General features: G+C 33.5%; 14 protein-coding genes and 1 riboswitch. Of the genes, 1 reads left to right on the top strand and 13 read right to left on the bottom strand.

The window, feature by feature from the left end:
- Positions 1-230: 230 nt before the first annotated feature.
- The 5 genes from metF to ATO12_RS24690 form a co-directional block, all read right to left on the bottom strand.
- Positions 231-1184 (bottom strand): methylenetetrahydrofolate reductase [NAD(P)H], encoded by a 954-nt coding sequence (gene metF / locus ATO12_RS08065; protein WP_034241093.1) that lies wholly within the window; start codon positions 1182-1184, stop codon positions 231-233.
- 148 nt (positions 1185-1332) lie between these two features.
- Positions 1333-1803, bottom strand: a complete 471-nt coding sequence (locus ATO12_RS08060) for a DinB family protein (protein ID WP_165583349.1) — start codon at positions 1801-1803, stop codon at positions 1333-1335.
- A gap of 11 nt (positions 1804-1814) precedes the next feature.
- Positions 1815-4517 (bottom strand): methionine synthase, encoded by a 2703-nt coding sequence (gene metH, locus ATO12_RS08055; RefSeq protein ID WP_034241088.1) that lies wholly within the window; start codon positions 4515-4517, stop codon positions 1815-1817.
- A 3-nt stretch (positions 4518-4520) separates the two neighbouring features.
- Positions 4521-5522, bottom strand: coding sequence for a homocysteine S-methyltransferase family protein (locus ATO12_RS08050; RefSeq protein WP_034241086.1), 1002 nt, complete (start codon positions 5520-5522; stop codon positions 4521-4523).
- Between the two features lie 152 nt (positions 5523-5674).
- Positions 5675-5780, bottom strand: a riboswitch (SAM riboswitch).
- 163 nt (positions 5781-5943) lie between these two features.
- Positions 5944-6792 (bottom strand): hypothetical protein, encoded by an 849-nt coding sequence (locus ATO12_RS24690; RefSeq protein ID WP_051575687.1) that lies wholly within the window; start codon positions 6790-6792, stop codon positions 5944-5946.
- 268 nt (positions 6793-7060) lie between these two features.
- Here ATO12_RS24690 and ATO12_RS08035 point away from each other — a divergent pair, with 268 nt between their 5' ends.
- A complete protein-coding gene (locus ATO12_RS08035) occupies positions 7061-7489 on the top strand; it encodes a cytochrome c oxidase assembly factor Coa1 family protein (RefSeq protein ID WP_051575686.1) in 429 nt (142 codons plus the stop codon).
- A 5-nt stretch (positions 7490-7494) separates the two neighbouring features.
- Here the strand turns inward: ATO12_RS08035 and ATO12_RS08030 are convergent, their stop codons facing one another.
- The 8 genes from ATO12_RS08030 to ATO12_RS07995 form a co-directional block, all read right to left on the bottom strand.
- On the bottom strand, positions 7495-7815 hold the full coding sequence (locus ATO12_RS08030) for a 2Fe-2S iron-sulfur cluster-binding protein (protein ID WP_034241081.1): 321 nt from the start codon (positions 7813-7815) through the stop codon (positions 7495-7497).
- Positions 7816-8138: 323 nt separating this feature from the next.
- Positions 8139-9311 carry a heparan-alpha-glucosaminide N-acetyltransferase domain-containing protein gene (locus ATO12_RS08025; RefSeq protein WP_034241078.1) on the bottom strand — a complete coding sequence of 391 codons (1173 nt, stop codon included), beginning with the start codon at positions 9309-9311 and terminating at the stop codon, positions 8139-8141.
- A 56-nt stretch (positions 9312-9367) separates the two neighbouring features.
- Entirely contained in the window at positions 9368-10507 is a 1140-nt protein-coding gene (locus tag ATO12_RS08020) for a glycoside hydrolase family 10 protein (RefSeq protein ID WP_034241076.1), read from the bottom strand.
- Positions 10508-10754: 247 nt separating this feature from the next.
- Entirely contained in the window at positions 10755-11810 is a 1056-nt protein-coding gene (locus ATO12_RS08015; protein ID WP_034241073.1) for an NAD(P)/FAD-dependent oxidoreductase, read from the bottom strand.
- On the bottom strand, positions 11807-12400 hold the full coding sequence (locus ATO12_RS08010) for a precorrin-2 dehydrogenase/sirohydrochlorin ferrochelatase family protein (protein ID WP_034241071.1): 594 nt from the start codon (positions 12398-12400) through the stop codon (positions 11807-11809). Before ATO12_RS08010 ends, ATO12_RS08015 begins: the two co-directional genes overlap by 4 nt.
- A gap of 21 nt (positions 12401-12421) precedes the next feature.
- The gene (gene cobA, locus ATO12_RS08005) at positions 12422-13204 is read right to left on the bottom strand and encodes a uroporphyrinogen-III C-methyltransferase (protein ID WP_034241068.1); all 783 of its coding nucleotides are present in this window, start codon (positions 13202-13204) and stop codon (positions 12422-12424) included.
- Positions 13197-15287, bottom strand: a complete 2091-nt coding sequence (locus tag ATO12_RS08000; RefSeq protein WP_034241065.1) for a HEPN domain-containing protein — start codon at positions 15285-15287, stop codon at positions 13197-13199. The genes cobA and ATO12_RS08000 overlap by 8 nt, the downstream gene beginning before the upstream one ends.
- Positions 15288-15393: 106 nt before the next feature.
- On the bottom strand, positions 15394-16641 hold the full coding sequence (locus ATO12_RS07995; RefSeq protein ID WP_034241061.1) for a sulfate adenylyltransferase subunit 1: 1248 nt from the start codon (positions 16639-16641) through the stop codon (positions 15394-15396).
- Positions 16642-16773 lie beyond the last annotated feature (132 nt).

The raw sequence follows: 16773 nt of genomic DNA, 5'->3' as shown, positions 1-16773 counted from the left end.
TTTTAGAGTATTTTTTTATTACTGTAGTAATTCAAGTGCAAAAATCAATTTTGTACAGGATGAAAAACTCCCTGTAAACAGTGAATCTGATAAAAAGCAACTATTTTATGCTGTTTATAATTCATAAAAAACCCTGCTAGAGCTTAATCTAACAGGGGAACACTAAAATTATATATTTAAAATTGGCAATAATTACCGTTCTCTTATGTTTAAGAGCGAATGTTTTTTTTTTAAAAGACTCCTTCGGCAATCTTTCTAATATTATCAGATTTACCCATCGAGTAATAATGTAATACAGGAACCCCAAACTCCATCAGTTCTTTAGATTGCTGTATTGCGAATTCGATTCCTACCTCTCTGACTTCCTTATTGGTTTTACATTTCTCTACTGCTCTCACCAATTCATCGGGCATATCTAATTTAAAGACCTGAGGTAATAATTGTAAATGTCTTTTTACTGCTACTGGTTTAATCCCTGGAATAATAGGTACATTAATTCCTGCTTCTCTAGCTTTTTTTACAAAGTCAAAATATCTTTTATTATCAAAAAACATTTGAGTCACTACATAATCTGCTCCCGCATCTACTTTGTCTTTTAATCTTCTGATATCAGAATCTACAGAAGGTGCTTCCATATGTTTTTCTGGATAGCCAGCAACTCCTATACAAAAATCGGATTTGTTATCTGTTTCAACCACTTCATGAAGAAATTTTCCTTTATTCATATTTAATATCTGCTCTACCAATTCATTAGCATAGCTATGCCCTCCTTTGGTAGGAGTGAAATATTTTTCCTCTTTCATTGCATCTCCACGTAAAGCCATTACATTTTCGATTCCCAAATAATGACAATCTACCAATAAATATTCTGTTTCTTCTTTGGTAAACCCACCACATAACACATGAGGTATTGTATCTACATTATATTTATGAGTAATCGAAGCACAAATACCTACAGTACCTGGGCGCATACGAGTTAGTTTTTTATCTAACAGCCCTTCTCTATCTATATAAATAAATTCTTCACGAGACGTAGTTACATCAATAAAAGGAGGATTAAACTCCATTAATGGATCGATATTGTCATATAGCTCTTGTATGCTTCTTCCTTTTTGAGGAGGTATTAGTTCAAAAGAAAATAATGTTTTTTCTTTGGCTTTTTTTATGTGATCTGTTACTTTCATCTAATCTATAATTCCTAATTCTTCGTTTATCATCTTTGGTATTTAGGATAATTCTCATTATCTGTATTTAAAGATTTATGTTTTTATATCTCTGTATCGTATACAAAGTGCTAACATGAAGTCTCTTTTTCCTATAATACCTTATTCTTTATTTTAATTGACTATATACCATATTGATTTGCCCTAAATGATATATATCATGCTGTATCACCCCATTAATCATGTATCCATTTCGATATTTACGGCCAGCTACTAGTTCATTCAGCCATGAATCTGGTTTTGTTAATAGTAATTCGCATATTATATTTTGAGTTTCAACTAATTCTTCAAGAGTTTTTTTCTTTTCTTTTTCATTTTGTATTGAAACATTTTTTCTCCAATCCTTTTCAGAATTTAATTCAATATCAAAAGCTCTATTTTCTTTTAGTTTTTCGATAACAAACCCTCTCCAATCTATAAGATGATATACTAGTTCTGATATAGAGTGCGACACTTTCTTTGGTTTTTTATCCCAAAAAAGTGCAGGAATATGCTCTAGAGATTTTAATATAGAATTACCAAACCATGGCTCTCCTTCAAAAATCTCATCATACTTCCTTATGCTATCTTTTATACTCATTGGGTTCATATTTAATCTACTATATTAGGACTCAACCATTTCTTTGCATACTCAAGATCTACATTTTTACGTTTTGCAAAATCTTTTACCTGATCTTCTTTTACTTTTCCTAATCCAAAATATCGAGCTTCAGAATTGGCAAAATAATATCCAGATACAGATGCTGCAGGCCACATAGCCAGGCTTTCTGTTAATTCTACTCCGATTTGTTCTTTAACCCGAAGTAACTCCCAAATTGTTATCTTTTCGAGATGATCTGGGCAAGCTGGATATCCTGGTGCGGGTCGAATACCTTTATATGCTTCTTTTATTAATTCTTCATTAGTTAATGATTCATCATTAGCATATCCCCAATCTTCTTTACGTACTTTTTTATGCAAATATTCTGCAAAAGCTTCGGCTAAACGATCTGCTAATGCCTTAATCATAATAGAGTTATAGTCATCATGATCAGCTTCAAAAGCTTCAGCAAGTTCCTTAGTTCCAAAACCTGTTGTAACACAAAAACATCCCATATAATCTCTAATTCCGCTTTCTTTTGGGGCAACAAAATCAGACAAAGCAAAATTAGGTTTACCTGCATGTTTTTTTAGTTGCTGACGTAGTGTTCTAAATATAAAAGTTTCCTGGTTTGAAGAAACTTCAATATCATCGTCATTTATTGTATTAGCCTCGAACAATCCATAAATAGCTTTGGCTCCTAATAATTTTTCATCAAATACTCTCTCTAATAATTCTCGCGCATCTTTAAATAAAGATGTAGCTTGTTCGCCGACTACAGCATCATTTAAAATAGCAGGGTATTTACCATGTAAGTCCCAGGATCTAAAAAATGGTGACCAATCGATATAAGGCTCTAGTTTTCTCAAATCAAAATCTTCTATAACCTGAACTCCTAATTGGTTTGGTGTTACAATTTCAGAGGTTTGCCAATCAATTAAATATTTATTCTTTCTAGCCTCTTCAATACTCAGATATTCTTTTTGTTTTGTTCTTTTTAGAAATCCATCTCTAAATTTCTCATAATCTTCTTTGAGATCACCTATATATTTTTGGTTACTTCTTTTGTTTAATAAATCACCTACAACCGTTACTGCTCTTGATGCATCATTAACATGCACTACAGCATTTTTATATTGCGGATCGATCTTAACTGCTGTATGAGCTTTAGACGTGGTCGCTCCACCTATTAATAACGGAATATTGAAGTTCTTACGTTCCATTTCTTTTGCCAGGTGAACCATTTCATCTAATGATGGTGTTATTAAACCACTTAACCCTATGATGTCTACTTGTTCATCGATTGCAGTCTGAATAATTTTATCGGGAGGAACCATCACACCCAGATCTACAATTTCATAATTATTACATCCTAATACTACCGAGACAATATTTTTACCAATATCATGTACATCTCCTTTTACAGTTGCCATCAAAATACGGCCATTAGAATCATTTTCTTTTGTTACTCCTCCAGAGAGTGCATTCTTTTTCTTTTCTTCTTCTATAAACGGAAGCAAATATGCTACAGCTTTTTTCATTACCCTGGCAGATTTTACTACCTGAGGTAAAAACATTTTACCAGATCCAAAAAGATCACCAACAACATTCATTCCTGTCATCAAATGCCCTTCTATAACCTCTATTGGTTTATCTACACTTAGTCTTGCTTCTTCTACATCTTCTACTACGAACTGATCGATCCCTTTTACCAAGGCTCTGGTAATTCTATTTTGCAGGGATTCTTCTCTCCAAGAAAGATCTACAACCTGTTCCTTTTTTGTTCCTTTAACGGTTTCTGCAAAATCTAGTAATCGTTCGGTAGCATCATCTCGTCGATCCAGAATTACGTCTTCTACATATTCTAATAGATCTTTGGGAATATCATCATACACCTCTAGCATTGCCGGGTTTACAATTCCCATATTCATCCCGGCTTTAATTGCATGATACAGAAAAACAGAATGCATAGCCTCGCGAACCACATTATTTCCTCTAAAAGAAAACGAAACATTACTTACACCTCCACTTACACTACTGTGTGGTAGATTTTCTCTTACCCATCGTGTAGCTTCAATAAAATCGATGGCATTTTTGCGATGTTCTTCCATTCCGGTTGCAACCGGAAATATATTGAGGTCAAATATGATATCTTCTGGCGGAAACTTTACTTTATGAACCAATAGGTCATAGGATCGTTTTGAGATTTCTATACGACGTTCATAATTATCTGCTTGTCCAACCTCATCAAAAGCCATTACAATTACAGCTGCACCATATCTTTTTATGGCTTTTGCATGTGATATAAATTCTTCTTCTCCTTCTTTAAGACTAATAGAATTTACCACACATTTTCCTTGTACCACTTGTAATCCAGCTTCGATGATTTCCCATTTAGAGCTATCTATCATGATGGGTACTCGAGCAATATCTGGCTCTGCCATTATAAGATTAAGAAACCTTATCATTGCTTCTTTACCATCGATTAAGCCATCATCCATATTAATATCAATGACCTGTGCTCCTCCTTCTACCTGATGTCTTGCTATATCTAAAGCTTCATCAAATTTTTCTTCTTTGACCAAACGTAAAAACTTACGTGATCCTGCCACATTAGTTCGTTCTCCAACATTAATAAAATTCGTTTCGGCAGAAACAATCATTGGCTCCAGACCAGAGAGCTTAAGATATTTTCTTTTTTCCTTAGTACCCATATGCTATACTTCTACTGCTACTACTCTTGGTTTATAATCTTTTGCTAAATCTGCTATTGCTTTGATATGTTCTGGAGTGGTACCACAACAACCACCTATAATATTTACTAAGTTTTTTTCCATGTATTCTTTAATCTGTTCTGCCATTTGTTCTGGTGTTTCGTCATACTCTCCAAACGCATTTGGTAATCCGGCATTAGGATGAGCAGATATTCCAAAACTTGCTTTCTGAGCTAAAACTTCTAAATAGGGAGTCAATTGATTTGCCCCTAAAGCACAATTAAATCCAACGGACAGCATGGGAATATGAGATAGCGAAATTAGAAATGCTTCTGCAGTTTGGCCCGATAATGTTCTACCACTTGCATCTGTTATCGTACCACTTACCATAATTGGAACATCGATGTTTCTTTCATCCTTTACTTCTTCAATTGCAAAAAGTGCTGCTTTGGCATTTAAGGTATCGAAAATGGTTTCTACCAATAAAATGTCTACACCTCCATCTAATAGTGCTTCAACCTGTTGTTTATAAGCGATTCTTAATTCATCAAAAGTTACTGCCCTATACCCTGGGTCATTTACATCGGGAGACATACTTGCTGTTCTATTTGTTGGTCCAATAGATCCCGCTACAAATCGAGGTTTATGAGGTTCTTTTTCGGTCAACTCATGTGCTACTTCTTTGGCAATTTTTGCCGACTGATAATTTAGTTCATAGACCAAATCTTCCATTTCATAATCAGCCATAGCTATGGTTGTTCCCGAAAAGGTATTGGTTTCTACGATATCTGCTCCTGCTTCAAAATAAAGTCGATGTACTTCTTTTATTGCTTCAGGTTGAGTAATGCTTAGCAAATCATTATTCCCCTGTACAGGAATAGGCCAATCCTTGAATCGTTCTCCTCTAAAATCTTCTTCTGTAAACTTATACCTTTGCAGCATGGTTCCCATAGCTCCATCAAGGACAAGGATTCTTTCTTCTAGTATTTTGTATATATCTTTCATCAATTATCAAACATTATTGTGTATTCCAACTGTAAGCTATATTAAGTATAGAGCCAAACATCGGAAAATAAAAACATTATTTAATTCTTTATTTAAATAAAGAATAATGTATCAAGAAAAATAAATGGAAAACATAGCTGAACTATGAGTTTTGGTTATCTATACCGTTATAACGGATAGAATGTAGCACCTTCTTTACGGGATAAAGGGTTGCTAAGGTTTCATAGGGTCTATTCCCTCCACCTTTCTCGATAACAATTAAAATATATATGAACTAAACAGCAATAGCTGTTAATTTGAGTACAAATAAAAGACATAGCCTTTTGTTATGCAAGTTTATTTATCAATTTCACCTTGTATTAACAAAAAAAAGATTACCCAAAAGGGTAATCTTTTTCTACTCATATACATTACATTTACATTACCTTCGAAGCTCTGAGCCCCCAAAACCTCCTGTATTATGTCCTAGAGAGATGTAATTTGGTCCTTCGACAAATCCTCTTAGAATTCCTCCGTTATTTGTATTCCCTTTAGGAACATCAACCCAATCTAACCATAACTGACTATAGAAACGACTCCCCCAGGCAACATTGGACCATGTAGGACGGCCATTTACAAAATTGCGTTCTCCGAACCAAACAACCCTATTACCTATTTGTCTGATATAGTAAATACCTCCATCATCACCAACCCATCGACCAGTAATATTATTGCTATCATTTACAACTCCAAATCCTGCCTGACGTGGACGAGGAAGATGGGAAGGTCTTACAGTTTTTGTCCAAACTGAACCCCCAAAATTACTCCCAGACACTTTAGTAAAGCCACTTCCAAAACAACTTATAGATAATGTTAAATTTCCACTTCCTGCTATTTTACCTTTAGGCACATCATAAAAACTACCAGTAATTGTTTTCCCATTTATGCTCCCTTTAAAAACATTAGCCCAAATACCAGATGGATGTTCTCCAAACCAATACACTTTATTTCCAATATGCCTAACATAATAATGCCCTCCATCATTGGCATAATAATACCCAGACAAATTTGGTATAATAGAGCACCAATCTATATCTATGATATCGATATTGATTCCGTTTTCTTTCAGATAATCCTCTTTTGCTTTAGCAAGGAATTCTTCTTGTTCTACATTTATTGTATCTAATTCTTGGTCTACAACTGATTCTTTTTCACAACTCGTAAAGAATACCATGCCTGCTATTAAAAGAATGGAAACTCCTAAATTAAATCGATTTTTTTTTGTTCTCATACCTCATTATTTTTTGTTTTTTTCTATACTTCAGATTTTTTAATTCTCATTAAAAAAATACTACTAATACTATCTTTAGGTATATTTTTTCAATTCAAAAATACAATCAAAACAGATCAAAAAATGGGGTCAAAAACCCCATTTTACGTAAGTGTAATACAGCCATCGCCAGAGGAAAACACCTTTTACCTCTAGTGATTATTGCAACAACTATATTTAACAAAGGGTCTTTGTAAAGAAAGGCTTAACAACAACACTATTAGCTATCATGAACGAATTAATTTCTAAAAAAAATTGGTGGAGTCGAAACTGGAAATGGGTACTTCCTACCACAGGGGTAACTATTTGTATATTCGTGTTTTTTATGATGACAGGTAACGCTGTATTTAGATATGGTTCTGTTTATGTGCAACCCAATCTTACAGGAAATGCTCTTGAAATAGCTAAAAAAAATGATCGTGTTATTGAAAAATTAGGCGAGCTATCTCCAATAGATTTCTTTCGATTACTAGAAGGAGAAGTCGAATATTCAAATCACAATACTTCAATTACATTAACTGTTGGAATTAGAGGCACCAAAGGAAAAGCTAAACTGGATATCGTAGCCTATAAAAAAGGAGCTAACTGGGAATATCAAAAAATTACTGTTAGAATTAAAAAACCCAAAAAAGAATCTATTGAAATCCTGAGAGATTAATATGATTAAGACTCTGGGGCTAATTCTATTTCTAATCCATCCAACTCGGGAGTGATAGGGATTTGACATCCCAATCTACTATTATCCTCTACATAAAAGGCCTCTGCTAGCATCAAATCTTCATCCTGTCCCATTTCTGGTAATTCGTGATCAGATAAAATATAGCATTGACAAGAAGCACACATGGCCATTCCTCCACAGGTCCCTTCTACTGGTAATTCATAAGCTTTACAAACTTCCATTAAATTCATAGCCATATCGGTAGGTGCTTGTATCTCATGTACTACACCTTCTCTATCTTTTATTTTTATGGTAACATCTGACATATCTTTTTATTTCTGTTTACAAATATAATCAAAGACCTTACCGGTTTTATCTAAGGTCTTTTACATTTTATTTTAAATTGTTTAGCGTATTTTATTTAAGAGTTGTATCCCGTTTTTTTAAACCTGTAATTATGAAGATTTTGAAGGTTCAAATATACTGAATCTTATAAAAAATCATTCAAATAATAATCATTTATTAGCATCAATTTTACAAAAAGTAAATCAACAAAAAAGTGTGCCTCTTAATGAAAAAAGTAAAATCAATACTATCTTCTATCTTTTATCATTATTATGCTAAAAAATAGAGCAAAACAAAGAAGATATCACAGTTTTAGCTTGTATTTTTTTTGTTCTAACCAACCAGTAAAAACAACTACTAATAAAGAAAAAATAAAAGATATAAATAACCCTAAGCCAGAAGAGCTCAACATATCAGGAAACTTAATATCGGTAATAGCATATATTGGATATAAAAGATAAGGGATCATATAGCATGTTAACGTTGCTGTACCTGCCGGAGCAATTATCTTTGCCCAACTAGTTTGTTTTTTCACATCTGTGATGTAATACAATATTGTAAACATAAGAAAACCTATCCCTGTGCAGATAGCTAACCAAGATGGCGTTCCTTGTATTTTAGAAATACCCCAATATGGCCTGGTTGCTACTCCATAAATAATATGTATTACCCCTAATCCTATTAAACTTATAAATCGCCATTTTATATTGGTTCCTGATAACTTCTTAAATACCAAAGTTGCTACTATTCCAGCAGTAGTAAATGCAGGTATAGTACCAGTATATAATGTAGAGAACAAAGTAATACTATCATTTTCAAAAATCATCTTATCGGTCTGATTCAATATGGAGAGTAGATTAAAAATGATCCATAAAATAATTATTATTGTAATGTTTCCTTTACTAAATAAATAAATTGACCCATTTATGACATAAGCCCAACCAATAAGTCCCAAAATTCCCCACCAATGTATTTTCATCCAACTCTCTCCCTGAGAACCTCCATTGTATATAACGGCTAAAAAAACAAGTATACTAAATCCTAAGGTTTGAAAATAAACATGCCATTTTTTTTGAATTGGACTTTTTTTCCAATTCATCCAAATTAATAATACTGCCAAAGCCATAAGTAGGCCCCAAAAATATTTCCCAATAAGAATGTTTTCGTGGTAAGCCGTTTCATAGTTTACCATAAAAAAACCAATCAACAGCAATGATAAAGATCTTATAATTATATGTTTTGCTATTAAAGTTTTACTTTCCTTTTTAGCAAGTCTATTTTCTATGGCATAAGGAATACTAAGCCCTACAATAAACAAAAACAATGGAAAAATAATATCAGAAAAACCCATATAATCTTCACTAGCGGTTGCATGTTTAAGCCACTTAGGAATATCTGTAAGAGTCCAGAAGTCATTTACCCAAATCATTAAAACCATTGTTAAAGCTCTAAAAATATCTATTGATGCTATTCTCATATTTAAAAATCTATTTTTAAAGAGTAATAATTGTAGGAGTACAGTCTAAAAAAGCATTATTTAGTAAAATCTGTACTAATTGTTTTTTGTAAAACCTCCCAATGTGTATCTGTCATTCTATTTGGTGTAAATAAACAAATGCCAGTGGCTCCATTTTGAATAGATTCACTAATTGCAGCCGCTAATTCTTCGGGTAATAATCCATGATTTTCGGGATCTGCTTCGTTTGCCTTATTTTTAGGTTTCGGGCAAATGAATAAACCACTATAAACTGGTTTCTTATTATTAACAGCAGTCACTTCTTCTTTTGTAAGCTCGCCAATCCATTTTGTATCTTCTAGATAGAAATCATTATAATTCATAGGGAAAAAGGCATCCAAATTCCATTTATTCCACTCTTGTCTTACTAGTTTTTTTGCGATAGAATTTGGCCCAGGAAACACTGCAGCATTAATCACCTTATTTTTATCATGTACTACATCTGCCAATCTATTCACCATTTTAGTTATCAAATCATAACGAAATTGTTTCCATTCTTCGATTTGCGAAGGATCTTCGACAGCTTTAATATCTATACCAGATAATGATTTAAAATCATGAACACATTTATCACAGTAACAATAATCAAACTGGGGGTATTCCTTATCCATTACCAGATCATATTTTTCCCATAATCCTTTTGCCAGAATCACATCTGGAAATCGTATATAATCGAGATGAATTCCATCTACCTCATCTACATCAGCAACACTACTATATAGGTTTTTAAGGAAATCATACACTTCATCTTTATTAGGGCATAAAAACTGGTAGTGCGAAACATATGCAGGTTTATCATAGGCAGATTCACCGTTTCGATTAATGGCATACCATTCTGGTTTTAATTTTGGATTAGAGTTTTGTATCATGGTAGGTATCCATGCATGAAATTCCATTCCCGTTTCCTTAATAATTTTACCAACTCTTTTATACGTTAAAGGGTCATGACCTGCAGAATACATTAAACCATCTATTCCTTTATTTTTTAATTCCTGAAATTGTTTTCTTAACTCATCATCTGATGCATTTTCGGGTAAATGTGCCCATGCAAAAACGGGTATTTTGTTTTTTGTGATTACATCCTTTTCAGTTTCAGCTTTATTCTTACAAGCGACTAACACAAAAACAATCGAAAGAATAGAGAATAGCTTTTTCATAAGAACGTTTAAAAAAAATTAAACCATAGGTAAAGAAAAAAAACAGGGTTTAAAACTTTTTTCTACAAAACACATCATTTCATGGAAGTACAACCTTTTTTGTAATCTATTATACCATTTTTAATAACGTTAAAAGAGATATTGAAGTAATTTAATCTTTGTTCATAAGGTTCTAAAAAAGGACAGGTATATACCGAAAAATTGATTTTCGGTATATACCTGTTTTATTTTAAAAGTAAGCTTTTTTCTAATTAATAGCTTTTACTACTTCTTTTTTAGCTTCTTTTTTAGTTCCATCAAATCCTTCTACTCCACCGACGGTTGTATATTTCATCACATACTTTTTATCTGGAAAGATTCTTTGGTAAGCACTCTGACACATAATGGCTGCTTCATGAAAACCAGAAAGAATTAATTTTAGTTTTCCTTTATATGTATTTACATCACCTATAGCATATATTCCCGGGATATTAGTCTGATAATCGTATGAATTATCTACTTTGATCGCATTTTTTTCGATTTCTAACCCCCAATCTCCTATTGGTCCTAATTTTGGTGATAATCCAAATAACGGGATGAAGTAATCTGTATCTAAAACAATTTCACCTTTTGTTTTATGTTTTATACCAACCGCAGTAATGTGATCATCGCCTTTTAATTCTTTTACTTCAGCTTCAGTAATCAGGTTTACTTTTCCTAATTTAGAAAGTTCTGCTACTCTTTCTACTGAATCTAAAGCTCCGCGAAATTCGTTTCGTCTATGCACAAGAGTTACTTCACTGGCTACATCTGCCAAGAAAATCGACCAATCTAAAGCAGAGTCTCCTCCTCCTGCAATTACAACACGTTTGTCTCTATACACTTCTGGATCACGTATGATATATGCTACTCCTTTATCTTCGAAATCTGCAATATTTGGGATCGGTGGTTTACGAGGCTCGAAAGAACCCAATCCTCCTGCAATTGCAACTACCGGCGCATTATGTTGTGTTCCTTTATTGGTAGTTACCAAAAAAGTATCATCTTCTAATTTTTCGATAGTTTCTGCTCTTTCTCCCAGCGTAAACCCAGGATTAAAAGGTTTTATTTGCTCCATTAGGTTATCTACCAATTCTCCAGCAAGTATTTCTGGAAAACCTGGGATATCATATATTGGCTTTTTGGGATATATTTCTGAGCATTGCCCACCTGGTTGTGGTAAGGCATCAATAAGATGCGTCTTTAACTTCAGTAATCCTGCTTCAAAAACAGTAAATAATCCTGTTGGTCCCGCTCCGATTATTAAAATATCAGTCTTAATCATTTTTCAACTTCTTTTTTTCCTATTAATCCTTTGGTAAATTCGTTTAGTGTTTCCACTTTTTCTTCAAAATTACCTTTTATTGTTTTTCTATACTCGTTTAAGTTTTTAACTAAATCATCAATATTTTCGGGTATCGCTTCCTCAAAAAACTGACGTAATCTTTTGGCTGTAGTTGGTGATTTCCCATTAGTAGAGATTGCCACTTTTACATTGCCTTTGGTTACAATCGCGCCCATATAAAAATCACAATACGGCGGATTGTCTGCTACATTAACCAGTATACTTCGTTTCCTACAATCTTTATACACCTGCATATTAACTTTAGGAACATCTGTGGTAGCAATCACAATATGTTTTCCTTTGAGAAAACGTTTGTGATATTTTTTATGTATCATTTCCACTCCAAACTTTTTTGCTAATGCTATTGTACCTTCTCTAAACATTGATGATACTATAGTTATCTTAGCATCTGGACTGGATTTTAATAAGAACGTAAGTTTTTCTTCTGCTACATTTCCTCCTCCTATGATAAGGATTTCAAGGTGCGCAGCCTTTAAAAAAACCGGATATAAATTGTTTCTTTCTTTCATCTTTAAGCTAGTCCCAAACTATTAAGATACAATTTCTTCTCGAACTTCATTATAAACAGAAGCTAATCGAACTCGTTGGTTTACTACTTCTCCTATTATAATAATTGCTGGTGAGGATAATTCTTTTTCTAAAACTACTTCCTCAATATTCTCTATTGTACCGTATCCAAACTTCTCTTTTTCTGTAGTTCCGTTTTGGATAATAGCTACCGGAATGTCTTGCTTATTTTCGGCAGCAAAGATACTAACTATTTCATTCAACTTACTCATTCCCATCAAAATTACCACAGTTGCATTTGATTTTGCTGCCAGGCATATATCCTGTGATAATTTGTGGGATTTTGTGGTTCCTGTAATCACCCAAAAACTTTCTGAAACCCCTCTTTTTGTTAATGGGATTCCCTGATATGCCGGAACGGCTAAAGATGATGATATACCGGGAACCATATAAGACGCTATATCAAACTGTTGTACATAATCAATCTCTTCTGCTCCTCGCCCAAAAATAAAAGGATCTCCTCCTTTTAATCGAACTACATGTCCATGACTTTTGGCTCTACTTACTATTAATTCATTAATCTGTTCTTGTTGATATGCATAACATCCTTTTCTTTTACCGACAAATATTTTCTCTGCTTTAGGTGCATAACTCAATAAGGTTTCATTAATGAGCGCATCATATAACACCACATCTGCAGACTCTAAAGCTTTGATTGCTTTAAGAGTGATCAAATCCGGATCTCCCGGACCTGCTCCTACTACTGTTAATCTTGGTGTTTTATTATTCATTATTTCTTTAAGCATTTTCTACTTCAACGGCTCTAAACTCCTGTACTTTTTGCAAAAATTGCTCTGCATTTTTAATATAATCTACTGCAAAACCTCTGGTAGGTGCATTTTTTTGAAGTTGATAAATCAAATCTGCAAATGTTCCTTCTAATTGTACTTTTCCGCTTGCAACAAATTCTTCATCAAACTGACTTATAATTTTGGCATGAGTATTTGTCTTTTTCTTTTCGGCTAACAACAATGCTTTTGCTGAGTTTACTAATGAGCTGTACGCGTGATACACAGCATCAGAGTATACCTCATTCTCAAAAGATATTTTTGCATTTTCTATTTTCTCTTCGCTTTCTAAGAATAGGGTCGCTATTAAATCTATAACTACTCCCGCACATTCTCCTACACCAATTGCTTTTACATAATTCTCTTCTGTTCCCCAATCGATAAAGTCTTCTTGAGTAAGATTATCTACATTAGATAAATCGGTAAGAAAGTCATAGAAATATTTTTCACCCTGATCGGTATAGTAATCTATAAAAGTTTTACCATTTGCATTTGCTTCAAAATCATTAAGAATTCTACGTAATGCTTCTGGCCCTCTTCTACTAGGTATTTTCACCACTTTATCTGCAAAACGACCATTACCATCTCCTAAGTTTCCTCCTCCTAATAGTACTTGTAATGCAGGTGCCACTAATTTATCTTTGGTACGTACTGACATTCCCTGAAAACCAATATTTGCCATATTATGTTGCCCACAAGCATTCATACATCCGCTAATTTTGATCACTAAATCTTCTTTTTCGAGATATTGAGGGTATTCTGTCTTGATTACGCGTTCTAGTTCCTCGGCAATACCTGTACTACTTGCTATTCCTAAATTACAGGTATCTGTTCCCGGACAAGCTGTTATATCTACTGCTTTGTTATATCCAGATTCTACAAATCCTAATTTCTCTAATTCTTGATAGAAGAATGGTAATGCATCTTCTTTTACAAAAGGAATCAAAATATTCTGACGCAATGATAGTCTTATCTCTCCTGCTGCATATTTCTCTACTAAATCTGCCAGCAACCTGGCTTTATCGGTATAAAAATCACCTAACAATACTTTAATACCTATAGCTACATACCCTTCTTGTTTTTGAGCAATTACATTGGTAGATTTCCACAAATCAAAAGTTTTTTGGTTTTTGATCTGTACTTGAGGTATTTCGACTTCAACAGGAGTTGACGTTTTATATGATTCTGCATCGATCACAACAGTTTTTTGGGCTATTGCATTTTGTTCTGCTTCTACTAATTCTTTGAACGCTTCAAGACCTATGTCTTTAAGTAAAAACTTCATTCTTGCTTTGGCTCTACTTTTACGTTCTCCATGACGATCAAAAATTCTCAATACTCCCTCCATTAAAGGAATGATCTTTTCTGACGGCAGGAAACTGTATAATTCATCTGCATGTCTTGGTTGCGATCCCAATCCACCACCTAGCATTACTTTAAACCCTCGAACTCCATTTTCTATTTTAGCAATGAAGCCCAAATCATGCATATAGGATAACCCGGTATCTTCTTCGGTACCTGAAAAAGAGACTTTAAATTTACGGCCCATTTCCTGGCAAATAGGATTTCTTAAAAAGAAACGGAATAATGCATCTGCATATGGGGACACATCAAAAGGTTCTTTTGGATCAATTCCTGCAGTTTCTGATGCGGTTACATTACGTACTGTATTACCACAAGCTTCTCTTAATGTTACATCATCTCTTTCTAACTCTGCCCAAAGCTCTGGAGTTCTGTTTAAATCTACATAATGAATTTGAATATCCTGACGTGTAGTGATATGCAGTCTTCCTCTAGAATACTCATCAGAAACTTCACAAATACGTCTTAATTGATTACTTAACACTTTACCATAGGGTAATTTAATACGAATCATCTGTACCCCTTCCTGGCGTTGACCATATACACCACGTGCCAGACGAAGGCTACGAAACTTCTCTTCATCAATCTTACCCTTATGGAATTGCTCAATTTTATTAGCTAATTCTATAACATCTTTTTGAACAATTGGGTTTTCTATTTCGGTTCTAAAACTTTGCATCTTTTTTCGTATTTCTGCCTTTAAAAAAAGGCGTAGTTATGACTTTTGTATGATGGTTTTACGGTTCTATTTTTTGGTTTTTCTTCCTATTAATTAGTGACTTGTATTATTCTATAAAGCCAACTCCTGAAGTAGTATTAGTTTGCGAATCTATTAATATAAATGATCCTGAAGCTTTATTATTACTATAAGAGTCAATCGCTAAAGGTTTGCTCAACTGTATCTGAACTTTCCCTATTTCGTTTAAACTCAAAGCATTTTTTGAAGTATCTTCTCCAGAAAAATCAGTTGCTATGGTTCCGTTTATATTTTTCACTTTTGCTAGAATTCTATTACTTCCACTTTGTATAAAGTAATTTGTTCCCGGATGTAGATCTTTACTATCCATCCAACATACTGTCGCGGTCAATTGTTTTTCTACACGAGGTTTCTCTGATGATTTTACAATCATATCTCCCCGACTTACATTTACATCATCTTCTAATGTAATTGTACAAGAACTTCCTCTGCCAGCAGTATCAAATTTCTGATCGAAGAAGTAAATTTCTTTTACTTTTGACGTCGTTAATGATGGCAAAATTGTTACCTCATCTCCAACTGAAAGATCACCTCCATATAATTTACCTGCATATCCTCTAAAATCATGAAATTCATCTTTTTTAGGGCGAATTACAGTTTGAATTGGAAAACGTACCTGAGCTTTTTCATATACATCCTGCGCATCTAATTTCTCTAAGTGTTCAAGTAAAGTTTGTCCGGTATACCATGGGGTATTCTCAGATTTATCTACCACATTATCTCCCTGCAATGCGCTTACCGGGATAAATGTTATATTTTGTTCTTTATAATCACTTTTTTCGATCAATGTTTCAAAATCGGCTTTTATAGCTTCGTATTTCTCCTGAGAAAAATCTACCAAATCCATTTTGTTAACGGCTACAATCACATCTTTAACTCTTAACAGGTTATTGATAAAAAAGTGACGATAGGTTTGTTCTATTACACCTTTACGAGCATCTACCAAAATGATAGAGGCTTGTGATGTCGATGCTCCTGTAACCATATTTCTGGTATATTCGATATGTCCAGGGGTATCTGCTATAATATAACTTTTGGTCTTTGTCGAAAAGTAGATATGAGCAACATCAATAGTAATTCCTTGTTCACGTTCGGCTACTAATCCATCTGTAGCCAACGAAAAATCTAAATAATCAAAACCGTTAGCTTTACTTCTGGTTTCAATGGCTTCTAATTTATCTGTCGTTAATGATTTTGTATCATATAAAATACGACCGATCAAGGTACTTTTACCATCATCTACACTTCCTGCTGTTGCTATTTTTAATACATCCATCTTATTTTGGTTGATGGTTAATAGTTTTTATTAAAGGTCATTTTTATGACTTATAAAAGACTCCTTTACAAATACTATCACCAATTATTTTGATCCTTAATTTATATTCTCACTAATTATTAGAAAACTAAT

Origin of the sequence: Aquimarina atlantica (assembly GCF_000626715.1) — a bacterium.
Taxonomy (GTDB): domain Bacteria; phylum Bacteroidota; class Bacteroidia; order Flavobacteriales; family Flavobacteriaceae; genus Aquimarina; species Aquimarina atlantica.
This window is presented reverse-complemented; position numbering and strand designations above follow the sequence as displayed.

Excerpts from the sequence above, each read along its gene's own strand:
- ATO12_RS08030 (WP_034241081.1), bottom strand. The coding sequence starts at position 7,815 with ATGTCAGATGTTACCATAAAAATAAAAGATAGAGAAGGTGTAGTACAT.
- ATO12_RS08000 (WP_034241065.1), bottom strand. The coding sequence starts at position 15,287 with ATGCAAAGTTTTAGAACCGAAATAGAAAACCCAATTGTTCAAAAAGAT.
- ATO12_RS08010 (WP_034241071.1), bottom strand. The coding sequence starts at position 12,400 with ATGAAAGAAAGAAACAATTTATATCCGGTTTTTTTAAAGGCTGCGCAC.
- cobA (WP_034241068.1), bottom strand. The coding sequence starts at position 13,204 with ATGCTTAAAGAAATAATGAATAATAAAACACCAAGATTAACAGTAGTA.
- ATO12_RS08025 (WP_034241078.1), bottom strand. The coding sequence starts at position 9,311 with ATGAGAATAGCATCAATAGATATTTTTAGAGCTTTAACAATGGTTTTA.
- metH (WP_034241088.1), bottom strand. The coding sequence starts at position 4,517 with ATGGGTACTAAGGAAAAAAGAAAATATCTTAAGCTCTCTGGTCTGGAG.
- ATO12_RS08015 (WP_034241073.1), bottom strand. The coding sequence starts at position 11,810 with ATGATTAAGACTGATATTTTAATAATCGGAGCGGGACCAACAGGATTA.
- metF (WP_034241093.1), bottom strand. The coding sequence starts at position 1,184 with ATGAAAGTAACAGATCACATAAAAAAAGCCAAAGAAAAAACATTATTT.
- ATO12_RS08035 (WP_051575686.1), top strand. The coding sequence starts at position 7,061 with ATGAACGAATTAATTTCTAAAAAAAATTGGTGGAGTCGAAACTGGAAA.
- ATO12_RS08060 (WP_165583349.1), bottom strand. The coding sequence starts at position 1,803 with ATGAGTATAAAAGATAGCATAAGGAAGTATGATGAGATTTTTGAAGGA.
- ATO12_RS07995 (WP_034241061.1), bottom strand. The coding sequence starts at position 16,641 with ATGGATGTATTAAAAATAGCAACAGCAGGAAGTGTAGATGATGGTAAA.
- ATO12_RS08020 (WP_034241076.1), bottom strand. The coding sequence starts at position 10,507 with ATGAAAAAGCTATTCTCTATTCTTTCGATTGTTTTTGTGTTAGTCGCT.
- ATO12_RS24690 (WP_051575687.1), bottom strand. The coding sequence starts at position 6,792 with ATGAGAACAAAAAAAAATCGATTTAATTTAGGAGTTTCCATTCTTTTA.
- ATO12_RS08050 (WP_034241086.1), bottom strand. The coding sequence starts at position 5,522 with ATGAAAGATATATACAAAATACTAGAAGAAAGAATCCTTGTCCTTGAT.